The sequence below is a fragment of the Halorientalis brevis genome (assembly GCF_023077655.1).
In genome coordinates this window covers 194,313-216,146 of record NZ_JALLGV010000008.1, presented here as the reverse complement: position 1 = coordinate 216,146, position 21,834 = coordinate 194,313, and the positions used below count along the sequence as shown (strand labels likewise).

Sequence of the window (21,834 nt, the reverse complement as noted above, 5' to 3'; positions counted from 1 at the left end):
TTTAGTCGTCACTCTGGGCCATCCACCAGTCGTCGGCGTGTTCGGAGAGGTTCGTCGGCGCGGCCTCCTCGCCGAGGAACTGCTGTTTCTCGGTCTCGTCCGCGAACTCCGCGTCCATGACGCGGTCCGCGATCTGTTCGACGTCGATGTCGTTCTCCTCGCCGGAGGAGACCTTCACCGGACTGGTGCCGTCTTCGCCGAACTCGAACTGGACGATGGTGTCGCTGGTGTCGCGCACCGTCCCGTCGTACTGCGTTTCGAGTTCCGAGAGGGCGTTGATGAGTCGGCGCTGCAGGTAGCCGGACTTGGAGGTACGGACTGCCGTGTCCACCAGGCCCTCGCGACCACCCATCGCGTGGAAGAAGAACTCCCGCGGGTTCAGCCCGCCGCGGTAGGAGTGCTCGACGAAGCCGTGTGCCTCCGCGGACAGGTCGTCTGGCTTGTAGTGAGACAGGGTGCGGTCCTCGTAGCCGCGGTTGATCCGCTCACCGCGGACTGCCTGCTGACCGACACAGCCGGCCATCTGGGTCAGGTTGAGCATCGACCCACGAGCCCCGGACTCGGCCATCACGACCGCCGGGTTGTCGTCGTCGAAGTGCTCCTCGGCGATGTCACCGGCGGAGTCACGCGCCTTCCCGAGCGTCTGCATGATCTTCATCTCCAGGGTCTCGTCGACGGTTCGGCCCGGGAGCGATTCGAGTTCGCCCCGGTCGTAGGTCTGGATGAGTTCCTGGACGCGCTCGTAGGCGTTCTCGATGGCTTCGTCGATCTGCTCTTCTGCTTCCCGGGAGATCGACTCGTCGTCGATCCCGATCGAGAACCCGAAGTGCATGATCGAACGCATCGCCAGGGACGCGACCTCGTTGATGAAGATGCGGGCACGCGTCTTCGAGTACACCTTGGCGATGGTGTCGACGATCTCGCCGCCGAACGCACCGACCGCGTCCTCGTCGATGGTGCCCTGCGTCATCTGGCCGTCCTCGATGACGACGGTGTCGCCCGCCGAGGACGTGAACTCGACGTTCAGGTCGTCGGGCAGCAGTTCCGAGAACAGCGACCGCCCGGTCCAGTACGGCACGCCGTCTTCCTCGCCGTCGGGTTCGGGCAGTTCGTCGATCCGCGTCGCACGGAGCAGGTCCAGCGCCTGCGTCTCGTTGAAGTGCGGGTTCTGGTTCGTGAGGAGATAGGTCCCGCTGATATGGTCCTGGATGGCCCCGATGATGTTCTCACCGAAGCGCGGGGAGAGGATCTGTTCCTGGACGCGCATCAGGACGCGGGCCTCGGCACGGGCCTCCTCGTTCTGCAGCGCGTGCATGTTCATCTCGTCCCCGTCGAAGTCTGCGTTGTACGGCGGGCAGACGACGGTGTTCAGCCGGAACGTCTTGTACGGCATCACGACGACCTCGTGGGCCATGATAGACATCCGGTGCAGCGAGGGCTGCCGGTTGAAGATCACGATGTCCCCGTCGATGAGGTGGCGGGACACTTCCCAGCCGGGTTCGACCTTCTCGGCCAGTTCCTCGCAGTTCTTCTCGGTGACCTTCAGGCGACGTCCGTCGGGCCGCTGGACGTAGTTCGCGCCCGGATGGGCCTCCGGTCCGTTGGAGACGTAGCGTCGTGCCTCCTCTAAGTTGCGCTCGTTGACGTTCATCGTCTGGGTCATCTCCGTCGCGACCCGGTCCGGCACGCCGACCTCGTTCAGCGAGAGCGTCGGGTCCGGCGAAATCACGGTACGCGCCGAGAAGTTGACGCGTTTCCCGGACAGCGAGCCACGGAAACGCCCTTCCTTCCCCTTGAGACGCTGGGAGAGCGTCTTCAGCGGACGACCCGAGCGGTGGCGGGCCGGCGGCGTTCCCGAGATCTCGTTGTCCATGAACGTCGTGACGTGGTACTGGAGCAGTTCCCAGAGGTCCTCGATGATCAGCTGCGGAGCACCCGCCTCGCGGTTCTCCATGAACCGCTGGTTGATGCGGATGATGTCCACCAGCTTGTGCGTGAGGTCGTCCTCGGAACGCTGGCCGTTGTCCAGCGTGATGGACGGGCGAGCCGTGACCGGCGGGACCGGCAGCACGGTCAGGATCATCCACTCGGGTCGGGAGCGGTCGGGCTCGATGCCCAGCACCTGGATGTCCTCGTCCGGGATGTCCTCGAACCAGTCCCGGATGTCGCTGGGCATCAGCTTGTTCATGTCCTCTTCCGTGAGATCGACGTCGAGCGCGCGCTCGATGGCCTTGCGGTCTTCCTCGCGCGGGCGGAACTCGCCCGAAAGGATGTCCTGGACGCGGCCCTGGTCGATGCCGGTCTCGTCGGCGAGTTCGACCGGGGAGACGCCGCGGTCGTCCTCGTCGTCGGGGTCCGGCTCCATCGCCTTCGCGATGCGGTCCGGGTACTCCGAGGAGAGCACCTGCTGGACCTCGTAGTACGTGGTCGGCTTCTCGTGGTTGATGTCGTACTGCTGGGCGCCGCAGAACGGACAGTGGTCCTTCTTGCGGGCCTGCCGGATGGCGGCCTTGGTCACGTCGTTCAGGTCGTCCTGCAGTTCGCGGGCGCGACGCAGGCGACTGACGAACTCCTCGCGTTCCTCGTCGTTGAGACAGAGCCGCGAGCACTCGCGGCAGGTCCCGCGCAGCAGTCGGCGGATGAGTTTCGCGAAGCCGACGTGGATGACGGGCGCGGCGAGTTCGATGTGGCCGAAGTGGCCGTTACACGACCCGGAGTGTTTCCCGCAGGTCTTGCACTCCAGCCCGGGGTCGATGACGCCGAGGCGCGGGTCCATCAGTCCCATGTCGATGGGGAACCCGTCGTCGTCGTAGGTGTCGGCCGTGATGACCTTGGTGGCGCTCATGTCCCGATACTCCTCGGGGTCCATCAGCCCGAAACTGAGCTGACCGATCTCTTTGGGTGCGTGTTGACTCATTTATACTGCGTCCTCCAGTTCGATGCGCGGCGCAATGCCGAGCGCCTTCATCTCGTCGAGCAGGAGCTTGAATGCGTACGACATCTCGATCTCGTGGATGTCCGTCTCCTCGTCGCAGTTCGGGCAGTACACCCGACGCTGGTCGACGTTCTCGACGGCCGCCATGCCACAGTTCGCACAGATGTAGATCCACTCGCGGTCGGACTCGTCTAAGAGCCGTTCCTTGAGCGTCATGGCCGCACCGTGTCCGATGAACACGTCGCGTTCCATCTCCCCGATACGCAGCCCACCTTCGCGTGCGCGACCCTCGGTGGGCTGGCGGGTGAGCACCTGCACCGGCCCGCGCGAGCGGGCGTGCAGCTTGTTCGAGACCATGTGGTAGAGCTTCTGGTAGAAAATCGTCCCGACGAAGATCTCCGCGTCGATCTTCTCGCCGGTGACGCCCGAGTACATGACCTCCTTTCCGCTGGACTTGAAGCCCTTCTCCTGGAGCCCACCGCGAAGCTCGTCCTCGTCCTCGCCGGTGAAGGCGGTCCCGTCGACGCGGCGACCCTCGAGGGACCCGACCTTGCCGCCGAGCATCTCCAGGACGTGGCCGACCGTCATCCGCGACGGCAGCGCGTGCGGGTTGACGATCAGGTCCGGGACGACGCCCTGTTCGGTGAAGGGCATGTCTTCCTGGGGTGCGATGTGGCCCACGACGCCCTTCTGACCGTGTCGCGACGCGAACTTGTCCCCGAGTTCGGGGATTCGCTCGTCACGAACAGAGACCTTCGAGAGCTTCGAGCCGTCCTCGCCCTCCATGAGCGTGACGGTGTCGACGACCCCGGACTCGCCGGAGCGCATCGTCACCGAGGTCTCACGCCGCTTCTGGGGCGAGAGACCGCCCATGTCGTCCGGTTCTTCGAGGAACCTCGGTGGACTGGTCTTCCCGAGGAGCACGTCGTTCTCGCCGACCTGCGTCTCGGGGTTGACGAGGCCGTCCTCGTCGAGGTGGGTGTAGGCTTCCTCGCCGCGAGCCCCGCGGACGTCGTCGTCCGGGATCTCGAAGCGGTCTTCCTGGCCGCCGGGATAGCGGCGTTCCTCGCCCTCGTAGGTCCGGAAGAAGTGCGAACGCGCGAGCGCGCGGTCGACCGAGCCGCCGTTGAGCACGAGCGCGTCCTCGATGTTGAACCCTTCGTAGCTCATGACCGCGACGACGAAGTTCTGTGCCGCCGGGCGGTCGTCGTAGCCGATCTGTTCGGTCGTCTGGGTCTTGACCAGCGAGAGCTGCGGGTAGTGCAGGAGGTGCTGGCGGGTGTCCGGCCGAATGCGGTAGTTCGCGCTCGGCAGGCCCAGCGACTGCTTGATCATCCCCGATCCCATCGTAATACGCGGCGAGGCGTTGTGTTCGGGGTAGGGAATCATCCCGGCACCGATCCCGAAGATGAGCTGCGGGTCGACTTCGAGGTGGGTGTGGTCCGTGGTGAGGTCGTCCTCCTCGACGGCGACCAGGATGTCCTCTTCCTCTTCGGCGTCGATGAATTCGACGTAACCGCGCTCGACGAGGTCGTCGAAGCCGAGTTCGCCGGCTTTCAGCGCCGCGACCTCCTCGTCGGAGACGAGCGGCTCGCCGTCCTCGACGATGAGGAGCGGGCGGCGCGCGCGGCCGGCGTCGGCGTTGACGATGACCTCGTCCGTGCGGTCCTTGACCGAGACGTTGACCATCTCGCTGACGTCGCCGCGTCGGCGCGCCTGTCGAATGTCATCTGCGAGCTTGTGCGGGTCGGGATGTGTCCCGACCAGACTACCGTTGACGTATACTTTCGCTTCTCGTCCTTGACTCATATCTTTAGTCGTCCGCTGGCTGCTCGATGGACTCGATGCCGGGGATCCCCTCGACACCCATCGACGCGAGTTCCTGTTTGAGGTGCTGCTGGTCTTCGATGTCCTGTGACAGCTCCATCGCCTGTGCGAAGTTCTTCACCAGCCCACAGTTCGGGCCCTCCGGGGTCTCGGAGGGACAGATGCGACCCCACTGGGTCGCGTGCAGGTCACGCGCCTCGAAGTGGGGCTGGCTGCGGGAAAGCGGCGAGCGAAGGCGACGCAGGTGGGACAGCACACCCATGTAGTCGGTGCGGTCCACGAGCTGGCTCACGCCGGAGCGGCCCCCGACCCAGTTCCCCGTCGCGATCGGGTGTTCGAGCCGCTCGGTCAGGACGTCCGACCGAACGACCGTCGACACGGAGAGCTGCCGGTTGCGCATGTTCGCGCGCTCGAGCTGGTACTTCACGTCGCGTGCCAGCTTGTTCAGCGCCGTCCGGAACAGGTCCTTCATCAGGTCGCCCGAGACCTTCAGGCGCTTGTTGGCGTAGTGGTCCTTGTCGTCGGATTCGCGCCGGCCGAGCGCGAGCTCGAAGCAGGCTTCGGCCATCCGGCAGAGGTAGTACGCCTTGTTGATGCGCACTTCTTCCTCCTCGACCCCGTCCTCGTGGAGGTGGGGCAGGAGGTACCGGTCGATGACGTAGTTGGCGCGCTTGAGCTGGTAGTTCTTGCCCTGGCCGGAGGCGACGCGCTTCCCGAGGGTCTCGATCGCCTCGTTGGTCGTCTGGACGTCGGCGGCCTCCAGGTTCTCGAGCATGAACTTCACGATCTCGGGGTCGTCGCTCACGCGGTGGACGATCTCCTCGTCGGATTCGAGTCCGAGCGCGCGCACGAGCGTGACGAAGTTGATCGAGCCCGAGACGGAGGGGAACGACACTTCGAGCAGGCCCTCGCGGTTGCGCTCACACAGTACGAGCGCGCGATAGCCCCGTCGCTGGCTGAAGGTTTTGGCGACCTGGATCTCGTCGCCGTACTTCGTGTCGTACTCGGCGAGGATCTTGTTCGGTGCGAGGTCTTCGGAGGTCATCAGCACCCGCTCGGACCCGTTGACGATGAAGTAACCGCCGGGGTCGGCGGGGTCTTCGCCGATGTCGATGAGTTCCGCATTGGAGAACCCGGAGATGTTGCACTTCCGGGAACCGACCATGATCGGCATGCGACCGATCTTCGTCTCGGTCTGGTCTACGACGTGTTCTTCTTCCTCGTTGCCACCCTTGATGATGGCCATCTCCATGAAGACGGGCGCGGCGTAGGTGATGTTCCGCAGCCGGGCTTCCTGGGGGTAGAGGAGTTCTTCGGAGCCGTCCGCCTCCCGCACGCGCGGGGTGACGACGCGAACGTCACCGAGTTCGACGTAGACGGGCTCTTCGCCCTCCTTGTCGCCGATGTCGGTTTCGATGGTCTCTTTTTCGTCGACCACCCGCTGCATTCCCCGGTCGAGGAAGGAGTTGAACGACCGGAAATGGTGTTCTGCGAGCCGTTCTCTCGAAAAGTACTCACGCGAAATCTCGCGTCGGTCTTGCGTATTCATTATTCCACCACGAGGCGATATACGGTCGCCTGATCGGTCGTGCGGGAGTCCCGGGTGATCTCGATGACGTCGCCCACCTCGGCATCATCGGGGAGCGCCGGGTCCGCGCGTTTGATTTTCGGCAGGTCTGTTCGATCGATGTTGTACTCTTCGAGGACCTCCTCAAGGACGTCCTCGTCGAGCACGCTATGCTCGGGTACGAGTTCGTGTTCGCTTACATCTACCATGGGTTGTGGCTGGACTGGCTGGAGAAGGTTGCTGTCACGAGATACTACAGCGTCCTTGCGCCGGAGCCCATTTAAGGCTTGTCAAAACACGTCGAGCGGCGCTATCCGACCCGCCCAGGGCCGACCGTGGGAGGGAGCGACGAGCGAACCTATCCCAACAGACGGGAACTGAGCACATAGGAGTTTGGGTTACCATGAGTAACTCCTGTGCGAGAGTACGGACAGGAGCGACCGTCGTACGATACTGAGCGGCGTGAGAACCGAGAGTCGATCGGCGGTGGAGTCGTGGGAACGCATGACGACGCAGGTTCGTTTGGAAAGTCTTAATACTCCCACCCGGAAAGGAGGAAATGCGTTCGCCCGGATGGTGTAGTGGCCCATCATACGACCCTGTCACGGTCGTGACGCGGGTTCAAATCCCGCTCCGGGCGTCCTTCTTCCGCGGACTTCAGGAAGAAGCTGATGTGTTCGCCCGGATGGTGTAGTGGCCCATCATACGACCCTGTCACGGTCGTGACGCGGGTTCAAATCCCGCTCCGGGCGCTTCTCTGAATTTTACTCACCCAGCGACGCGTTTCATCGCGTCGCGTTCGTAGAATGTGTGTACGACTGAAAGGGATTTGAACACAAGGAGTCGCAGCCGTCGAACGAAGCGAGACGGACCGTCTCCGCACGGGTTCAAATCCCGCTCCGGGCGTCCTTTTTCCGAACTCAGTTCGTGAGCGACCAGCTTGTCTGTGTCGCGAGCCCCGAGTTCGGGAAATAGCCAGTGGGATTTGAACCCTGCCAGTCGCGCGCAGCGAAGCGAGCACGTCTGGAGTCTGGTTCAAATCCCGCTCCGGGCGCTTCTCTGAATTTTACTCACCCCAGCGACGCGTTTCATCGCGTCGCGTTCGTAGATTCTGTGTGCGACTGAGAGGGATTTGAACACAAGGAGTCACAGCCGTCGAGCGAAGTGAGACGGCTCGTCTCTGCATCGGTTCAGATCCGTCACTCCAAGCGCATCTCTGCTATTCGTTCGCTATGGCGGTGTGTCGCCGCGTCCATCGAGAAAGCGGCCAGGGGACACGTCCACAGTCAGGGAGGTAATCCGCAGTGAACTGCCGAGTCGCGGTCGGAAGGATTCTCTGAGCGGGGACAGGAACGTCGGCAGACAGGTGTGAACGATTGGGCCACTTTAGGTAACTGCTCGGAATACTCCCGGTCGCGCCGAGCGGGACTGTCCGGCGCACGAGGTGGATAGTATGAGCACATCACGCAGGAATAGTCAGCAGTGTCGGGAGCCGTTACAGCGGAGGACGCGCCGATGACGCGACCACGAGCCGTTCGGCAACTCGCCGCACTCGCGATGGGAGTCCTCGTCGTCGTCGCGACTGTCGGGTACGCCGGGCCGATTCTGGCACGCGAGAACGCAGCGAACCAGCAAGACGCCATCGAAGCGGGCATCCAGAAAGGCGTCCGGCTAGCACAACAGCAGGGAGCGACTGTGACGCAGCGGCAGGTCGCAGCCATCCGACAGGGAGCGGAGGCTGCAGTCAGCCAACGACAGCAGGTCACGACCAAGCAGCTTCAGGCCGCCGTTGCAGGTGCGACAGTCGGAATCCTCACCCAGACGCAGCGAGCGTCGGTCAAACAGATCCAGGCGATCGCCAGCGGATCGATCAGCGGTGCCGTAACCCAGTCCCAGCGAGCGTCGGTCGAGCAGGTCCAAGCCGCCGCTCGCGGGGCCGCTAACGGCGGGCTTACGCAAACACAAGACGCCAACGTCAGGCAGTTACAGGCCGCCACCGCAGGTGCGAGTTCGGGAGCGGTCGCTGCCACGAGGCAGAACCAGCGAGCGTCGGTCGAACAGATTCAGATGGCCACCAAGGCGGGGGTCACAGGGTCGCTCACGCAGCGGCAGCGAGCGACCGTCACGCAGATCCAGGCCGCCGCCAGGGCCGCGTGTTTCGGGGCACTGACCCAGCGGCAGACGACCGACGTCAAGCAGATCCAGGCCGCAGTGCGGGGCGGAGCGAAAGGAGGCCTCGCCCAGACGCAGCGAGCGTCGGTCAAACAGATCCAGGCCGGCGTCGCAGGCGGGACGAGAGGAGCCTTAGAGCAGACCCAGACGACCAACGTTAAACAGATTCAGGCGATCGCACGGGGTTCGTGTGAAGGGGCCGTAACGCGGGCAGCCCAGGACCAGATTGTGAACGTGCGGCAGGTGCAGGCAGCCGCCCGAGGAGCGGCTTTCGGGGCCGGCAGCGTCACCCAGCGACAGGACGTGAGCGTCAGACAGCTCCAGACGATCACGGGTTCGAGTGCCGCTGGGGCACTCTCGCAGTCCCAGGTCGCAACCGTCGAACAGGTCCAGGCCGCTGCGACCGGTGCCGCAGGTGCCGCGGTCCAACTCAACGTCCAGACCGTCTCCATCCAACAGCTCCAGGTCGCCGTCGTCAACTCGGCGGCGTCGGCCGCTGAACGGGCCGGAGAGCGTGACTGGGCCGCCCAGCGGACTGCCGCAGCCGCGATCTCGAACGTCGACGCGGAGTTCTCCGGAGACGTCCGAATCGACGTCACGTTGCCACCGAGCGACGAACAGCCACTCACGCCGACAACGCCGACCACGCCGGAGTCACCAACGTCGCCCGAATCACCGACCACACCCGAGTCGCCAACGTCGCCCGAATCACCGACCACACCCGAGTCGCCAACGTCGCCCAAATCACCGACCACACCCGAGTCGCCAACGTCGCCCGAATCACCAGCCACGCCAGGATCGCCGATCACCCCAGTGTCACCGAGCTCGCCAGTGACGCCAGGGTCACCAGCTTCACCCAGTTCCCCGGAGTCGCCGATTTCCCCGGGGTCGCCGGTCACCCCGGGGTCACCCGTCACTCCGGTCTCGCCCGGGTCACCGATCTCGCCGAGCACGCCGGCATCACCGATCTCGCCGAGCACGCCGGCATCACCGATCTCACCTGGTGACCCAGTCGAAACGCCCTCGCCGGGAACGGCCTCACCCCAGGAGCCGGTCGAAACACCGGCACCCGTCGAGACGCCTGAGCCTGTCGAAACGCCGGAACCGGACGACGCTGAAGAAGGCGACGGGGCCACTGAAGACGGCTAACACCGTGAGCGGAACGCGAGGGGAACCAACCCCTTTCAGGACGTCACCGTCCAGACGGACTCGCGGTCAGTTTAGCTGTTCCGCGTCTCGAACGTCGGTAGACCCCTCTATCGAGTGATAGATCAGACCAAAGCGTATAGTGCCGGGGTGAGAAACGGAGGGTATGAGCAGCCGAGATGAAGCGCCGCGGGAGATGCCCAAGGCGCTGGTTGAGGATTTCCTCGAACAGGAAGCGGGGACGCGAGCGTTTCTGGACGAGTTACAGAAACTCGCGGCCGAGGGGCGACACGACGAGGTGCGCGACCGGCTGCGTGATTTCGCAGAACACTCCCAGGGAGCCTTCTTCACCGTCGCGCTGAGTCTGGGCGGCACCGCGCAGTTCTTCGCGGACGTCGAAGCGCAGATGGACGCCGAGACGGGCGAAATCCTTCGGGACCTGGAGGAGACGTACGGGACGCTCGCCGACGAGTTCAGCATCGTCCGGACGGAACAGACCCAGGACAGGAAGAACCCGGTCACGAGCATGAGCGCCTCGACGACGTACCGGGACGAAGAGGAGGTCCCGCTGATCGAGTACACGCCGCTCTCGGGCGAGATGGCGTTAGCCGAGAGCCGGGAGTCGCCGGAGGAGGTGCTCCAGGTCGCTCACTTTCTGGTCCAGTCGACGACGGACGCACTGGAAGTGGCGCTCGAGGAGGACCAGGCGGTCAACACCGAGGAGCTGAGTTCGCTCATCGACCGCCGAGAGGAGTTGGAGATGGAGCTGAGCACCCTGCGCGACCAGATCGACGAACTCCGACGAACACCGGTCGACGACTGACCTGACACCGCACGGTCTCGTCTCCGGTGAGAGAGTTGCAAGAGTTTTATGCCGCGGGTGGAAAGTGGTGGCAGAACGAACAGCATGGTCGAGAGGCTTCAAAACCAAGTCGAGAAAGAGGAACGCGATCTGCGTATCCTTCGCGAAGTAATCGCTGACGGACCGATCGGGATCGTGAAACTCGCCGACCGGACGGGGCTCCCGGAACACAAGGTACGGTACTCGCTGCGGATGCTCGAGAACGACGAGTTCGTCGAGCCGACGCCCAACGGTGCGATTCCGGCCGACGACATCGACGACCGGATCGCACACGTCAACGACGGACTCACCGAATTGATCGGGCGACTCGAACGGCTCCGCGACGCGGACGCGCCGTCGGTGTAATCGCACCGGTAGTCGGTCACGGGGTGTCACGCGACCGAGACGAGCCAGGCACTTATGTTGCTGCGAGTGCGCACGTGGGACAATGGCCGTCACCGACGCCACAGCGGAGTGTACGGCAGTACTGGACGAGGTGCAGTCTGCAGTCATCACCGACAGGCGATTTCTCAGGCAGGTCTTGACGGGGATGGTAGCGCGTGGCCACGTCCTCCTGGAGGACGTCCCCGGCGTCGGGAAGACGCTCACGGCACGGAGCATCGCGACAGCCCTGGGACTGGAGTTCTCACGGGTACAGTTCACGCCCGACCTCTTGCCGGCCGACGTGATCGGGACGAACGTTTACGACGAGCGCGACGGTACGTTCGAGTTCTCTGAAGGGCCGATCTTCGCCAACGTCGTGCTGGCCGACGAAATCAATCGCGCCCCACCGAAGACGCAAGCGGCCCTGCTGGAAGCGATGGAAGAAGGACAGGTGACCGTCGACGGCGAGACCCATTCGCTTCCGGAGCCGTTCTTCGTGCTGGCCACGCAGAACCCCGTCGAACAGGAGGGGACGTTCTCGCTGCCGGAAGCCCAACTCGACCGGTTCATGATCAAGAGCAGCATGGGCTACCCCGACCGCGACGGGGAACTCGACCTGCTCGACCGGCGCGCCGACCGGACGGCCCAGGCCCCGAGCGTCAGTTCAGTGCTCGACCACCAGCGAGTGACGGCGCTCCAGGAGATTCCAGAGACCGTGACGGTCGAGCCGAAGGTCCGCGAGTACGTCGTCGACCTGGGCCGGGCGACGCGAGAAGACAAACGGGTTCGAGTCGGCGTCTCGCCGCGCGGCATCCAGCGACTGTTCGAGGCGGCCCGCGCGTACGCTCTCATCGAAGGGCGGGACTACGTCGTTCCCGACGACGTCAAAGGGATCGCCCCCGCGGTGTTCAGCCACCGACTCGTCCTCACGGCGGAATCGAGCGTGCGATCGGTGTCGAAGCGCTCCGTCCTCGGCGACGTGCTCGACCGCGTGCCGGCCCCCTCGGTCGACGACGACTGAGCGCTATTCTCGCAGGACAGACGCCAGGAAGACGACCGTGCCGAACGCGAGCGTCAGCGCACCGGCGGCCAGCGCCGTCTCGGTGACGGCGGGGACGACGACCCGCCCGGCGATCAGCACTTCGAGGACGAACGCGCCGCCGACGGCGAGCAGGCCGACAGCGAGCGATGCCCCGACGTGAACGACCTCGCCGCGGGTGGTCGGCGCGTCGAGCGGGAGTTCCTCGCGCACCCCGACGGCGAACTCCCCCGCGTCCCAGACGACGAGCGCGAGCGCCGCGGTGATGAAAGCGAGCGCCGGCGAGCCACCGAACAGGACCAGGACGAGGGCGAGTCCGAACACCGACGTGCTGGCGAGGGCCGGCCCGAGCGCTCGCTCCGGGAGGATCGGCGACCCGGCGAGGAGCGTCAGCGCGATGAAGAGGGCGCCGACGACGATGAGAGAGCCGAAGGCGACGAGCAGCACGGCCGGGAGGAGCCCGCCTGCGAACAGCGAGCCAGCGGCCGGCCGCACGCTCGCCGGCACGGCCGCGAGCAGTCGCTCGGGCGTGGTCACCAGCGAGAGCACGGCGACCGTGAGCAGTGCGACCGAGACGGCGCCCACGGCGGGCAGCGCCGGCCGCAGCAGGTCGGCCTCGGAGCGGCGGCGCACCAGTCGGCGGAGTCGTTCGCCGACGAGGATGGCGGCCATGGCACCCATGACGAGCACGAAGAGCACGCGGAGTTCGACGCTGGACAGCAACCAGCGGGCGACACCGGCGAACGGCGGGTCGAGCAACCGTGCAACGGCGGCAGGCGACGTGGCTCCGACGAGGGCGGCACTCACGAAGATGCCGACCGCCGCGAGGGCGGCGACGGACACCACGCGGCCGAGCGCGCTACTCGCGTCGTCGATACGAGCGATGACCGTCGGGCGCTGCCGGGGCGGGAACAGGGTCTGGAGCGGGACGGTGCGGACGACCAGCCGGAACAGGAAGAGGACGGCGAGCGGATACACCAACAGAGTCAGCAGCGCGAAGCCGCCCTCGGGAGCCAGGAGCGTCCGGCCGACGGCCAGCAGCGGTTCGGGGCTGTCGACGACGAGGCGCGCGAGAAAACCGATCGTCGACTCCCAGGTGACGACGGCGACCACCGCGAACTGGGCGACGGTCAGCGGGACGAGCATCCCGATGTATCGCACGAACGACCCGGCCAGGACGGCGCCCTCGCTGAGCGGAACGGCCGTCAGCACCGCGGCGAAGCCCCCGAACACGAGCAGGAGAACCGTCACTTCGACCAGATGGCCGACCGGCGTGCCCGTCCGGAGTGCAAAGGAGACGCTGACCCCGAGCGCCGCCGCCAGCAGCACCGACGCCGGCGTCAAGATCACGCCCGACGCCAGCAGCAGCCACAGTCGATCACTGTTGAGTGCGTAGAGACCGAGCGCCAGCAGCCCCCCGGACGCGAGCGCCAGCGCGGTGAGCGCGAGCCCCAGGAGTCGGCTCCCGATCACCAGTGCCGCCAGTACCGCCATCAGGCTACTGACGGCAGCCGTCAGCTGCACCTTTGAGAGCGTCACCGCGACGCGGCGAGAGACGCGCTGCTCGGCGGCGAGACCCGACAGAGTCGTCGCCCGTCGGTCCGTTGCTCCGTCGGCGTCCGCCGTCTCGCCGCCGTCGGGTTCGAGCCGTTCCCCGGCTCCGTCGTCCGTCATCGCTGCCACCCGCCGTTGCGCGCGTCGATGACTCCGGCCAGCGCGACCTGGAGGGGCGTGTCCGGCTGCCAGTCGACGGCCGGGACGCCGAGTCGCTGGAGGTCGGTCAGCCGCGTCCGGCGTCTGAGGTCCGTTACGGCCTGGCCCGGCGTCGGGGCTGTGCCCGTCACCGAGCCCGTGACGTTCGGACTCAACACGGTGACGTCGTGGTGGTTCGCCAGCAGCGTCTCCACGACGGCGGTCGGGGCGTCGTCGGCCAGCGGCGTGCACAGGACGACCTGCGCGTGGGACGGGAGCCGCTGGACCAGGTCGAGACCGAGGTCCGTCCCGCCGGCCGTCTCGTGGGCGTCATCGTCGCCGCCATCGGCTGCGACGGCGCTATCCGGGCCGTCCGCACCCGCGGACGAGCCGCGACTGTCCGCGCCGTCCTGCAGGCTGTCGAACAGGTCGGTGGCAGCGGCTTCGGTGTTCGCACCGCGCCCGGGCGGGACCCAGGTGCGCTCCGCGGCCGGCGAGAGCGTCGTGACGCCGGCCTGGTGACCCTCGTCGGTCAGCGTGAGAAAGCCCTGGGCGGCAGCGTACACGGCGTAGTCCGTCGTCGACGGCCCGCCCTGTGGGAGGGAGAACGTCACCTCGGAGCGAGCGTCGATGACGAAGACGACCGCCGCCGCCCGCTCCTCGCGGTAGGTGACCGTCGCCAGCTCGCCGGTGCGGGCGAGTCGTCGCCAGTCGACGTGCGAGAGCGGGTCGCCCCGCCGGTACTCCCGGACGGAGTGGAACTCGATGCCCTCACCGCCCGCGTCAGTCGGATGCTGACCCGGGAACGGCATCGTCTGGTCCAGGAGCGGGAACTCGTCCAGGAGCGTGTCGCAAGTGACCGTCGTCGTCCCCGACGGTTCGAGCATCGCCGTCCCGACGAGAGTCCCGGCGAGGCTCCGACCCCGGACGGCCACGCTCCCGAACTCGTGTGTCCCACGCGGGGGCAGCACGTCGTACTCGACGGTCGCGGTCTCGTCGGGTCGCAGCGCGACACCGGCCGCGGGAGCGCCGTCGACGACCGCGACGTCTTCGGGAACGGTGTCGACGAGGCGCAGGTCCGGGATCGGCCGGTCGCCGTCGTTCCGGACGGTCACCGTCACCGTCACCGGTTCGCCGGGGTTCACGTGGTCGTCGCCGAGCGCACGCTCGATTTCGAGCGACGGCGGACCGAGTCCGGTGACGGAGCCGTAAACGACGTAGGCGAGCGGGATCGTCCCGATCAGCAGGACGGTGTGGTTCCCGACGTACAGTCCGACGGCACTCGAAAACAGCGCAGCGACGAGCGCGCCGTGCCAGCGAGCGACGGGCATCATCGTTCGGTCACCTCGGTCGTCTCGGACCCGCTCCCCTCGGATTCGCCGGAGGTGGCGTCGCCACCGAACAGGTCGCCGTCGCGGCCGGTCACCGACACGTCCGCGGACGCCTCGGTGCGGAGGGCGTAGAGCGCGCGGATCGTCCGAGTCACCTGGCGATAGAACGCGCCGTCCTCGCTGATCACGTCGCGGAACCAGAGACGCAGCGGGACGTCGGGAGCGTCCGGGCCGCCGACGAACGCCGCCGCGCTGGGGTCGTCGGTCCAGCGGCCTTCTTCGATGGCGCGGGCGGCCGTCTCCCAGTCGCAGCGGTGGACCTGCTTGTAGACGTCGGTCGCGAGTCGGCGCAGGTCTTCCCGGACGACCGCCTCTTCCTCGGTCGTCCGGCCGCCGATCCGCCCGGCAGCGGCGAGGTGCTCGTCGAACTCCGCGCCGGGGACGAGTCCGGCTGGCTCCCCATCGTCGGTGGAATCGACCGGCATCGCCGGCGGTGCAGACGGCGTCTTCGAGGACCACAGACCCTGAACGACGGCGATTGCACCCGCGACGAGCGCCAGCCCGGCGATACCCACTGTGTTCGCCACGTCGTCCATCAGCGAGACGAGGTGTGGCCGCGAGACCGGCAACAGCCCCGGTGCCAGCACGACGAGCGAGGCCACCGCCAGCAGGACGCCCGCCGTAACTGCGACCAGTCGCGTGCGTCCACTCATTCGTTCTCACCCCCGTCGGTCGCAGGGGGCGCCCCAGAGCGAGCGGCGTCCGCGTCCCTCGCGTCGGATTCTCCAGTGTCGGTTACGCGGGCGTCGCCGAGTTCGCGTTCGGCGGCCGCGACGTCGTCGAGGTAGCTGTCGGGGTCGCGTCGGCCGTACTCGATCGCCCGAATGGCGTCCCGGAGCGTGCCGACCGCGCCGCTCGGGAAGCCTTCCTCGATCCCGATCGCTGCGAGTTCGCCAGGCGTCTTCGTGCGGTAGTCAGCGACCGGGAGTCGCGCGCGGAACTCGCGCCAGGCGCGACGGACGCGTTCCCCCGGATCGAGGCCGGACGGCTCCACCTCGTCGACAGCCGCGGTGGTCTCGTCGGACCCGGCGTCGGTACTGAGTGCGGCCGACACGGACGACTCGGCACTGGTCGCCACCCCGCGAAGGGCTGCGAGTAGCCACGCGAGCATCGCGCGCGGTCCAGGCAGCGCGCCGAAGTCGAGCCGGCGTGCGCTGAGGGCAGCCACGACCGTCCGCCAGGCGGTCCGAAGCGTGCGGGCGACTCGCTCGGCGATCACCGGAAGCCGGGAACGGAGGCGTTCGACCTGGATCGCCAGACCGACGAGCGCGGCGACGAACGCGCCCGAGAGCCAGCGGAGCGTCGCGAGCAGGTGCTCGCGGACGGAGCGGCCGGCAGCACTGGCGCGTCGACGGAGGACGACCAGCACTGCACCGAGACCGAGCGCCAGCACCAGTGCGACGCCGGCGGTCACGAACCGATACGTCACCGGCTGGTGCTCGGTGATTCCGTCCGCCGTCTCGACGTGGACGGTGGCGCCCGTCGCCAGCGGCAGGGACACGCTCGCCGTTCCGTCCGGTCCAGTCGTCGCGGTCCGCCCGCCGACGGCGACAGTGGCGCCCTCGACCGGCGTCTCCCCGTCGGTAACCGACACAGTGATCGAGAGGCCGGGGAGTGCGAATCCCGAGGTAGCCACCGAGACGTTCGCCAGGCGGAGCGTTCGGTTGCCGTACGCCTCGCCGCGACTGACTTCGACTGTCGTTCGCTCCCGCCCGGGCAGCGACACGGCGAGCGTTCCCCGCTCGTCCGTCGTTCCCACCCGCGAGCCGTCGAGCGAGACTCTCGCGTCGGCGATCGGGCGGTCGTCGATCGTCGCTTTCACGGAGACAGTTTCGCCCGGATCGACCGGGCCGTCGACCGCGATCGCTACGTCGGTCGGCACGTCGAACGAGCGAGTGACGTTCGTTCCGTTCCGTTGCTGTACGGCGGTCCCGATACCTCGTCCGTCGGTGGACGCAAACGACCCCGGAACCGTCGCACCACCGGGAGCGAGAAGGGACCCAGTCCCCGCCGCCCGGCTCTCGTTGTCGCTGACGTCGATGGTCAGGCGACCGGCGAACGGAACTTCGCCGCGAACCATCCCGGACTCGTTCGTCCGGCCGATCCGCTCGCCGTTGAACCGCACCGTGACGCCGGCGGCAGGGTCGCCGTCACGCTCGACGAGAACGGTCACCCGCTGGCCGGGAACCGGGTCGTTCTGGAGAGCGATACTGTAGCTCGGACCCGGCGAAGGGTCGAACGATTCGCCGGGGCTCCCCTCCTCGGAGTGATTGTACGCGTCGGTCGCCTCGGTCGCGTTCGTCCCACCGGACCCGTCGTCGCTGGTCCGCGGCTGGTCGCCGGCAGTCTCGCTGTCTTCGCCGGTCTGGCCACCAGCCGACTCGTCGGGGGAGCCGCTCGCCCCGTCGCCGGACGACCCCTCGGCGGCCTGGTCGAGGAAGCGTCGCGCCGCCGCGTCGGCGTTCCCGGTCTCGGCGGCACGCTGGTAGGCCCGGAACTCGCTCTGCAGGCGGCTCCGGCCCGGCGTGGGGTCGAACCGAACCCAGCCGGTGTCGGGGAAGTACACCTCGACCCAGGCGTGGGCGTTCATCGCGCGCACGAGGTACGTTCCGTTCCCCTGGGGCTGGCCCGTCGAGTAGCCCACCACGTAGCGGGCGGGAACGTCCTGAGACCGGAGCATCACGGCCATCGAGGAGGCGAAGTACTCGCAGTACCCGCTGTCCATCTCGAAGACGAACTGGTCGGCCACGTCGCCGCCGTCGTGACTTGCGTTCAGCGAGTAGCGCTTGTTCGCCTCCAGCCAGGACTCGATGGCGACGGCTTTCGCGTAGGGCGTCTCCGCGTCCCGCACGATCCGGCTGGTCCGCCTCGCAACCCGGTCTGGCGTGCCCGCAGGGAGTTGCGTATAGGTCGTTTCGATCGACCTCGGGTAGTCCGTCCCGGCCTGTCTGAGACGCTCCGGGGTCCGCGGCGGGGCCTGGCTGACGACGGTGTACGTCGTGTTCGCCGGCATCGCCGAAGCGGCCCTGATGGTCCCCTGGTCAGTCACTCGCAGTTCGTCGGCGAACCCGCTCTCGACGTCGGTGGGCTCGTAGACGCCCGGCAGCGCGGTCGCGGGTTCGAGCAGGCGATACTCCTGGGTGACGGTCCGCCGATCGGCCGGCTTAGTCGACGGACGGCGCGGCCACTCGGCAGGGGCCGGCTCACCGCGCGTCGTCCAGCCACTCCCTGTGTAGGTCGTGAACGCGCCGGTCCGCCAGTACCCCGGTTCGGAACTCCGGACGAGAAGGTGCGGCGTCGCGGACTGATTGCGGAGACTGTCGCTCAGCAGGTTCTGCGTCGACCCGACGCCGGTCTGCGAGCCGGGATTGAGCGCACCGAACCCGCTGGACCCGCCCTGCCCCTGGCTGCTGGTCCGCTCGCGATCGCCAGCCACTACCTGGCCGGGACTGCCCGCCGAGAGGTTGCTGAGCAGTCCGTCGACCAGGGATTGTGAGTCGGCCGATCCCCCCGACGGAGAGCTAGAGCCGGCACTCTCCCCCCCGAGAGCTCGCTGCACGGCACTGCCCGCACCGCCGGCGTCGTCGCCGGTCGCGGACTGTGGAATCAGCGACCGGCCCGGTGCGTCGCTCCCGACGACGGGCAACACCGCGGCGACGAGGACGAACCCCACGACAGTCAGGAGGGCAACCACGGTCCGGTCACGTGACGGCTGCCCCGCATCGGACGACATTGTAGATGACCCCTACCGGGAGCCCGCGGCTCCCGTAATCTGTACCTAAAACTGCGGTAGGATTGGTTTAAACGTTGCGCGGATATTATCACGTTCGATTATCGCGGGAAGAAACCCTCCGGTGCGCCCTCAGAGCGTTGCGAGGAGCCGGTCGATGTCGTCGGCGGTGTTGAACACGTGAACCGACGCGCGAACGGCAGCGGGCTCGGGGAGCGATCGGATGACGATTCCCTCCGCTCCGAGCCGTTCGACGAGGGAATCGGGATCGTCGGCCGCGAACGTGACGAGGCCGGACTCGTACTCGCGGGGCGACAGCAGGCGGTCGCCGAGGCCCGCCTTGAGCCGGTCGGTCAATCGTTCGACGTGTGACTGGACCGTATCGAGACCGATGGCTTCGAACGTGTCCATCGCGGTCGCGAGCGCTGCGTGGGGCGCCAGCGAGGTCGTGCCGATCTCGAGTTGCCGGGCGTCCGAGTAGCGCTCGTACGTATCCGCGTTGGGGTCGGTCACACCGCGATAACTGATACGGCGGGGTTCGAGTTCGGCCGCGAAGTCCGACGACACCGAGAGGAAACCGCCGCCCCAGAGACCGAGGAGCCACTTGTGGCCCGCCGCGGCAACGGCGTCGGCGCCCCACTCGTGGACGTCGATGGGGTGTTGCCCCGGCGACTGGACGGCGTCGACGACGACGCGCGTGTCCGCGTCGTGGGCGATCTCGACCACGTCACCGATCGGAATCCGCGTCCCGTAGTTCCAGGAGAGCGAACTCAGACAGAGCACGCGCGCGTCCGCGACGACTTCCTTGACGGCGTCCAGGTCCACGCGTCCCTCGCGGGTTTCGAGGACCCGAACGTTCAGGTCGAACACGTCGGCGGCCCGCTCCCAGGGCAGGACGCCAGCGGGATGTTCGAGGTCGGAGTAGACGATCGTATCGCCCGGTTCCCAGTCGATGGCGGCGGCCAGCCGGGAGATGCCGTCACCCGTACTGTGCGTCAGGGCGATCTCGCTCGGGTCGGCACCGACGAACGCGGCCACGCGCTCGCGAACCTCGGCGAGTTCGCCGTAGAAGAAGTCGTAGGGGCTGCCGGTGACGTGGCTCTCGTACTCGTGGCGTTCGAGCACGTCGGTCGCGGCCTCGACGACGTGGCGCGGGCTCGGTCCGCTCGCGCCGGTGTTGAGGTACGCGGTCTCCTCGATTGCAGGAACGTCCGCACGCAGGTCCTCCGGGTTCATGGCGGCCCTTCGGACGGGACGGATTTGAACCCCAGCTTCTTGCCAGTCGTTACCGTGTGACGACCGTGTTCGTCAGCGTGCCCAGCCCCTCGACGGAGAGCGAGACGGTGTCGCCGGGCTCCAGAAACCGCCCGAGTTCCAGCCCACAGCCCGTCCCGACGGTGCCGCTCCCCAGCACGTCGCCGGGGTGCAGCGTCTCCTCCGCCGAGGTGTGTTCGATGATCTCGCCCCAGGAGTGCCCCATCTCGCCGACGGTCCCCTCGGACCACGTGTCGATCTCGCCATCCTCGCTCTCGACCTCGATAGTGAACGCGGCGTTCGGCAGGTCCAGTTCGTCGGGCGTCACGAGGTGCGGGCCGAGCGCGTTGGCGAAGTCCTTCCCCCGCGCCGGGCCGAGTTTGCCCTGCATCTCCTGGAGTTGCTCGTCGCGCGCGGTGAAGTCGTTGAACAGCGTGAAACCGGCGATGTACGCCTCGGCCTCGTCGGCGTCGACGTCGGTGCCTCGCGTGCCGACGACCGCGCCGATTTCGAGTTCGACGTCGAGCTGGTCGCTGTAGGACGGCCAGGACACGTCGTCCCCGGGGCCGACGACGGCGTCGGCGTTGCCCTTGTAGCAGACAGGGATCTCGTACCAGATATCGGGGACCTCACCCATGCTGTTGCGGACGTGCTCCTCGAAGGCCATGTAGTCCCGCAGGGAGTTGGGCCTGGGGAGCGGACTCAGCAGGTCGACCTCGGCGGGATCGTAGCGCAACCGCGCACCCCCGGGACCGGTAGAAGCGTCCGCGTCGGGCACGGTCTCGACGACGTCCCGGGCCGCGTCAAGCGCTCGGTCGCCCCGCTGGAGGAACGACAGCATGTCGGCAGGGGCGACGGTCTCGGCCACCTCGACCGGTGTGGGTTCGCCGCGCTGGTCGAGGACGTGAGCGTAGCCCGCCGTCACGTCCAGCAGCGTCCCGTCGTGGTCGATCCCCACCCGACGCATCGGTCCGACGGCCGTCTCGACCGCGAAGCTTGCGAGTCGCATGCCGAACAGAGAGGTTCGCTGACAGGTATAGTTTGCCCCGATTCACGCGAGTCCGTCCACGACGAGCCACCCGAGGCCAACGGCGCCGAGCGCACCGACCAGGTTGACCGCCGCGTTGATCGCCGCCCGACGTGGCTCGCCGGTCTCGGCCAGGCGCACCGTCTCGAACGCGAACGTCGAGAACGTGGTGAAGGCGCCACAGAACCCAGTTCCGAACACGAGAAGCGCCGAGTCGCCGATCGGTGCAGTCACCAGCGCTCCGAGGAGGAAACTCCCCACGACGTTGACCGCCAGCGTGTCCCGCGTCCGGGCGTCGATGCGCTCGCCGAGCAGGTGTCGCGAGAGCGCACCGAGGACGCCCCCAGCACCCACCAGGAGCGTGGGACTGACCATCAGGCGATCACCCGGGCGACCCAGCGCCCGCCGAGGATCGCCGTGAAGCCGAAGACGTAGTTCACCACCACGTTCGCGACGGCCAGCTCCGGGGCGAGCCCTGCCGTTTCGACCGCGAAGGTGCTGTACGTAGTGAACGACGAGAGGAACCCGGTCCCGATGACGAGCCGCGTCTCTGCACTCAGGACGCCTGCCAGGTGTGCTTCGTACAGGAGGACGCCCAGCGCGAAACTCCCGAGGACGTTCGCCGCGAGCGTGCCCCACGGCAGCGTCCCGGCCGGGAGCGCGACCGCGACGGCGTGGCGGAGCGCAGCGCCCACGAACCCCCCGACGGCGATCAACAGGAAGGGTTCGACGCGTTCGAGCGCGTGCATCGGCCCCGCAGCCGTCTCCTCGGACCTGTCAGTACCCATCTATCAGCAACCATGAGTGAACACCACTACGACCCTTTCGA

Annotated in this window: 16 protein-coding genes and 2 tRNA genes; 6 read left to right on the top strand and 12 right to left on the bottom strand. The window is 67.2% G+C overall.

Going from position 1 to position 21,834, the window contains the following annotated elements; genetic code table 11:
• Nucleotide 1: 1 nt before the first annotated feature.
• The 4 genes from MU553_RS19080 to MU553_RS19065 are packed head-to-tail and all read right to left on the bottom strand — an operon-like array spanning nucleotide 2 to nucleotide 6,538.
• On the bottom strand, nucleotides 2-2,917 hold the full coding sequence (locus MU553_RS19080) for a DNA-directed RNA polymerase subunit A' (protein ID WP_247380634.1): 2,916 nt from the start codon (nucleotides 2,915-2,917) through the stop codon (nucleotides 2-4).
• Nucleotides 2,918-4,744, bottom strand: coding sequence for a DNA-directed RNA polymerase subunit B (gene rpoB / locus MU553_RS19075; RefSeq protein WP_247380632.1), 1,827 nt, complete (start codon nucleotides 4,742-4,744; stop codon nucleotides 2,918-2,920).
• A 4-nt stretch (nucleotides 4,745-4,748) separates the two neighbouring features.
• A complete protein-coding gene (locus tag MU553_RS19070; RefSeq protein WP_247380629.1) occupies nucleotides 4,749-6,311 on the bottom strand; it encodes a DNA-directed RNA polymerase subunit B'' in 1,563 nt (520 codons plus the stop codon).
• Nucleotides 6,311-6,538, bottom strand: a complete 228-nt coding sequence (locus tag MU553_RS19065) for a DNA-directed RNA polymerase subunit H (protein ID WP_247380626.1) — start codon at nucleotides 6,536-6,538, stop codon at nucleotides 6,311-6,313. Before MU553_RS19065 ends, MU553_RS19070 begins: the two co-directional genes overlap by 1 nt.
• Nucleotides 6,539-6,896: 358 nt before the next feature.
• Here MU553_RS19065 and MU553_RS19060 point away from each other — a divergent pair.
• The 6 genes from MU553_RS19060 (at nucleotide 6,897) to MU553_RS19035 (ending at nucleotide 11,893) form a co-directional block, all read left to right on the top strand.
• Nucleotides 6,897-6,969: transfer RNA gene (locus MU553_RS19060), tRNA-Asp, on the top strand.
• A gap of 39 nt (nucleotides 6,970-7,008) precedes the next feature.
• A tRNA-Asp gene (locus MU553_RS19055) sits at nucleotides 7,009-7,081 on the top strand.
• Between the two features lie 763 nt (nucleotides 7,082-7,844).
• On the top strand, nucleotides 7,845-9,650 hold the full coding sequence (locus MU553_RS19050) for a hypothetical protein (protein ID WP_247380623.1): 1,806 nt from the start codon (nucleotides 7,845-7,847) through the stop codon (nucleotides 9,648-9,650).
• Nucleotides 9,651-9,813: 163 nt separating this feature from the next.
• Nucleotides 9,814-10,470: a hypothetical protein gene (locus MU553_RS19045; RefSeq protein WP_247380621.1), complete on the top strand. Its 657-nt coding sequence runs from the start codon at nucleotides 9,814-9,816 to the stop codon at nucleotides 10,468-10,470.
• Nucleotides 10,471-10,554: 84 nt separating this feature from the next.
• A complete protein-coding gene (locus tag MU553_RS19040) occupies nucleotides 10,555-10,854 on the top strand; it encodes a winged helix-turn-helix transcriptional regulator (RefSeq protein WP_247380619.1) in 300 nt (99 codons plus the stop codon).
• Nucleotides 10,855-10,936: 82 nt separating this feature from the next.
• On the top strand, nucleotides 10,937-11,893 hold the full coding sequence (locus MU553_RS19035; RefSeq protein WP_247380617.1) for an AAA family ATPase: 957 nt from the start codon (nucleotides 10,937-10,939) through the stop codon (nucleotides 11,891-11,893).
• Between the two features lie 3 nt (nucleotides 11,894-11,896).
• Here MU553_RS19035 and MU553_RS19030 read toward each other — a convergent pair whose 3' ends face one another.
• The 8 genes from MU553_RS19030 to MU553_RS18995 form a co-directional block, all read right to left on the bottom strand.
• Complete coding sequence (locus tag MU553_RS19030; RefSeq protein ID WP_247380615.1) at nucleotides 11,897-13,585, bottom strand: DUF7519 family protein; 1,689 nt, start codon at nucleotides 13,583-13,585, stop codon at nucleotides 11,897-11,899.
• Nucleotides 13,582-14,934: a DUF58 domain-containing protein gene (locus tag MU553_RS19025; RefSeq protein ID WP_247380614.1), complete on the bottom strand. Its 1,353-nt coding sequence runs from the start codon at nucleotides 14,932-14,934 to the stop codon at nucleotides 13,582-13,584. Before MU553_RS19025 ends, MU553_RS19030 begins: the two co-directional genes overlap by 4 nt.
• Complete coding sequence (locus MU553_RS19020) at nucleotides 14,934-15,647, bottom strand: DUF7269 family protein (protein ID WP_247380612.1); 714 nt, start codon at nucleotides 15,645-15,647, stop codon at nucleotides 14,934-14,936. The genes MU553_RS19025 and MU553_RS19020 overlap by 1 nt, the downstream gene beginning before the upstream one ends.
• Nucleotides 15,644-18,727, bottom strand: a complete 3,084-nt coding sequence (locus MU553_RS19015) for a transglutaminase TgpA family protein (RefSeq protein ID WP_247380610.1) — start codon at nucleotides 18,725-18,727, stop codon at nucleotides 15,644-15,646. Before MU553_RS19015 ends, MU553_RS19020 begins: the two co-directional genes overlap by 4 nt.
• A gap of 129 nt (nucleotides 18,728-18,856) precedes the next feature.
• Nucleotides 18,857-19,960 (bottom strand): aminotransferase class V-fold PLP-dependent enzyme, encoded by a 1,104-nt coding sequence (locus tag MU553_RS19010; protein WP_247380608.1) that lies wholly within the window; start codon nucleotides 19,958-19,960, stop codon nucleotides 18,857-18,859.
• Nucleotides 19,961-20,009: 49 nt separating this feature from the next.
• Nucleotides 20,010-20,987, bottom strand: coding sequence for a fumarylacetoacetate hydrolase family protein (locus MU553_RS19005; protein ID WP_247380606.1), 978 nt, complete (start codon nucleotides 20,985-20,987; stop codon nucleotides 20,010-20,012).
• 42 nt (nucleotides 20,988-21,029) lie between these two features.
• Nucleotides 21,030-21,380: a fluoride efflux transporter FluC gene (locus MU553_RS19000; RefSeq protein WP_247380604.1), complete on the bottom strand. Its 351-nt coding sequence runs from the start codon at nucleotides 21,378-21,380 to the stop codon at nucleotides 21,030-21,032.
• Nucleotides 21,380-21,793, bottom strand: coding sequence for a fluoride efflux transporter FluC (locus MU553_RS18995; protein ID WP_247380602.1), 414 nt, complete (start codon nucleotides 21,791-21,793; stop codon nucleotides 21,380-21,382). Before MU553_RS18995 ends, MU553_RS19000 begins: the two co-directional genes overlap by 1 nt.
• Between the last annotated feature and the right edge of the window lie 41 nt (nucleotides 21,794-21,834).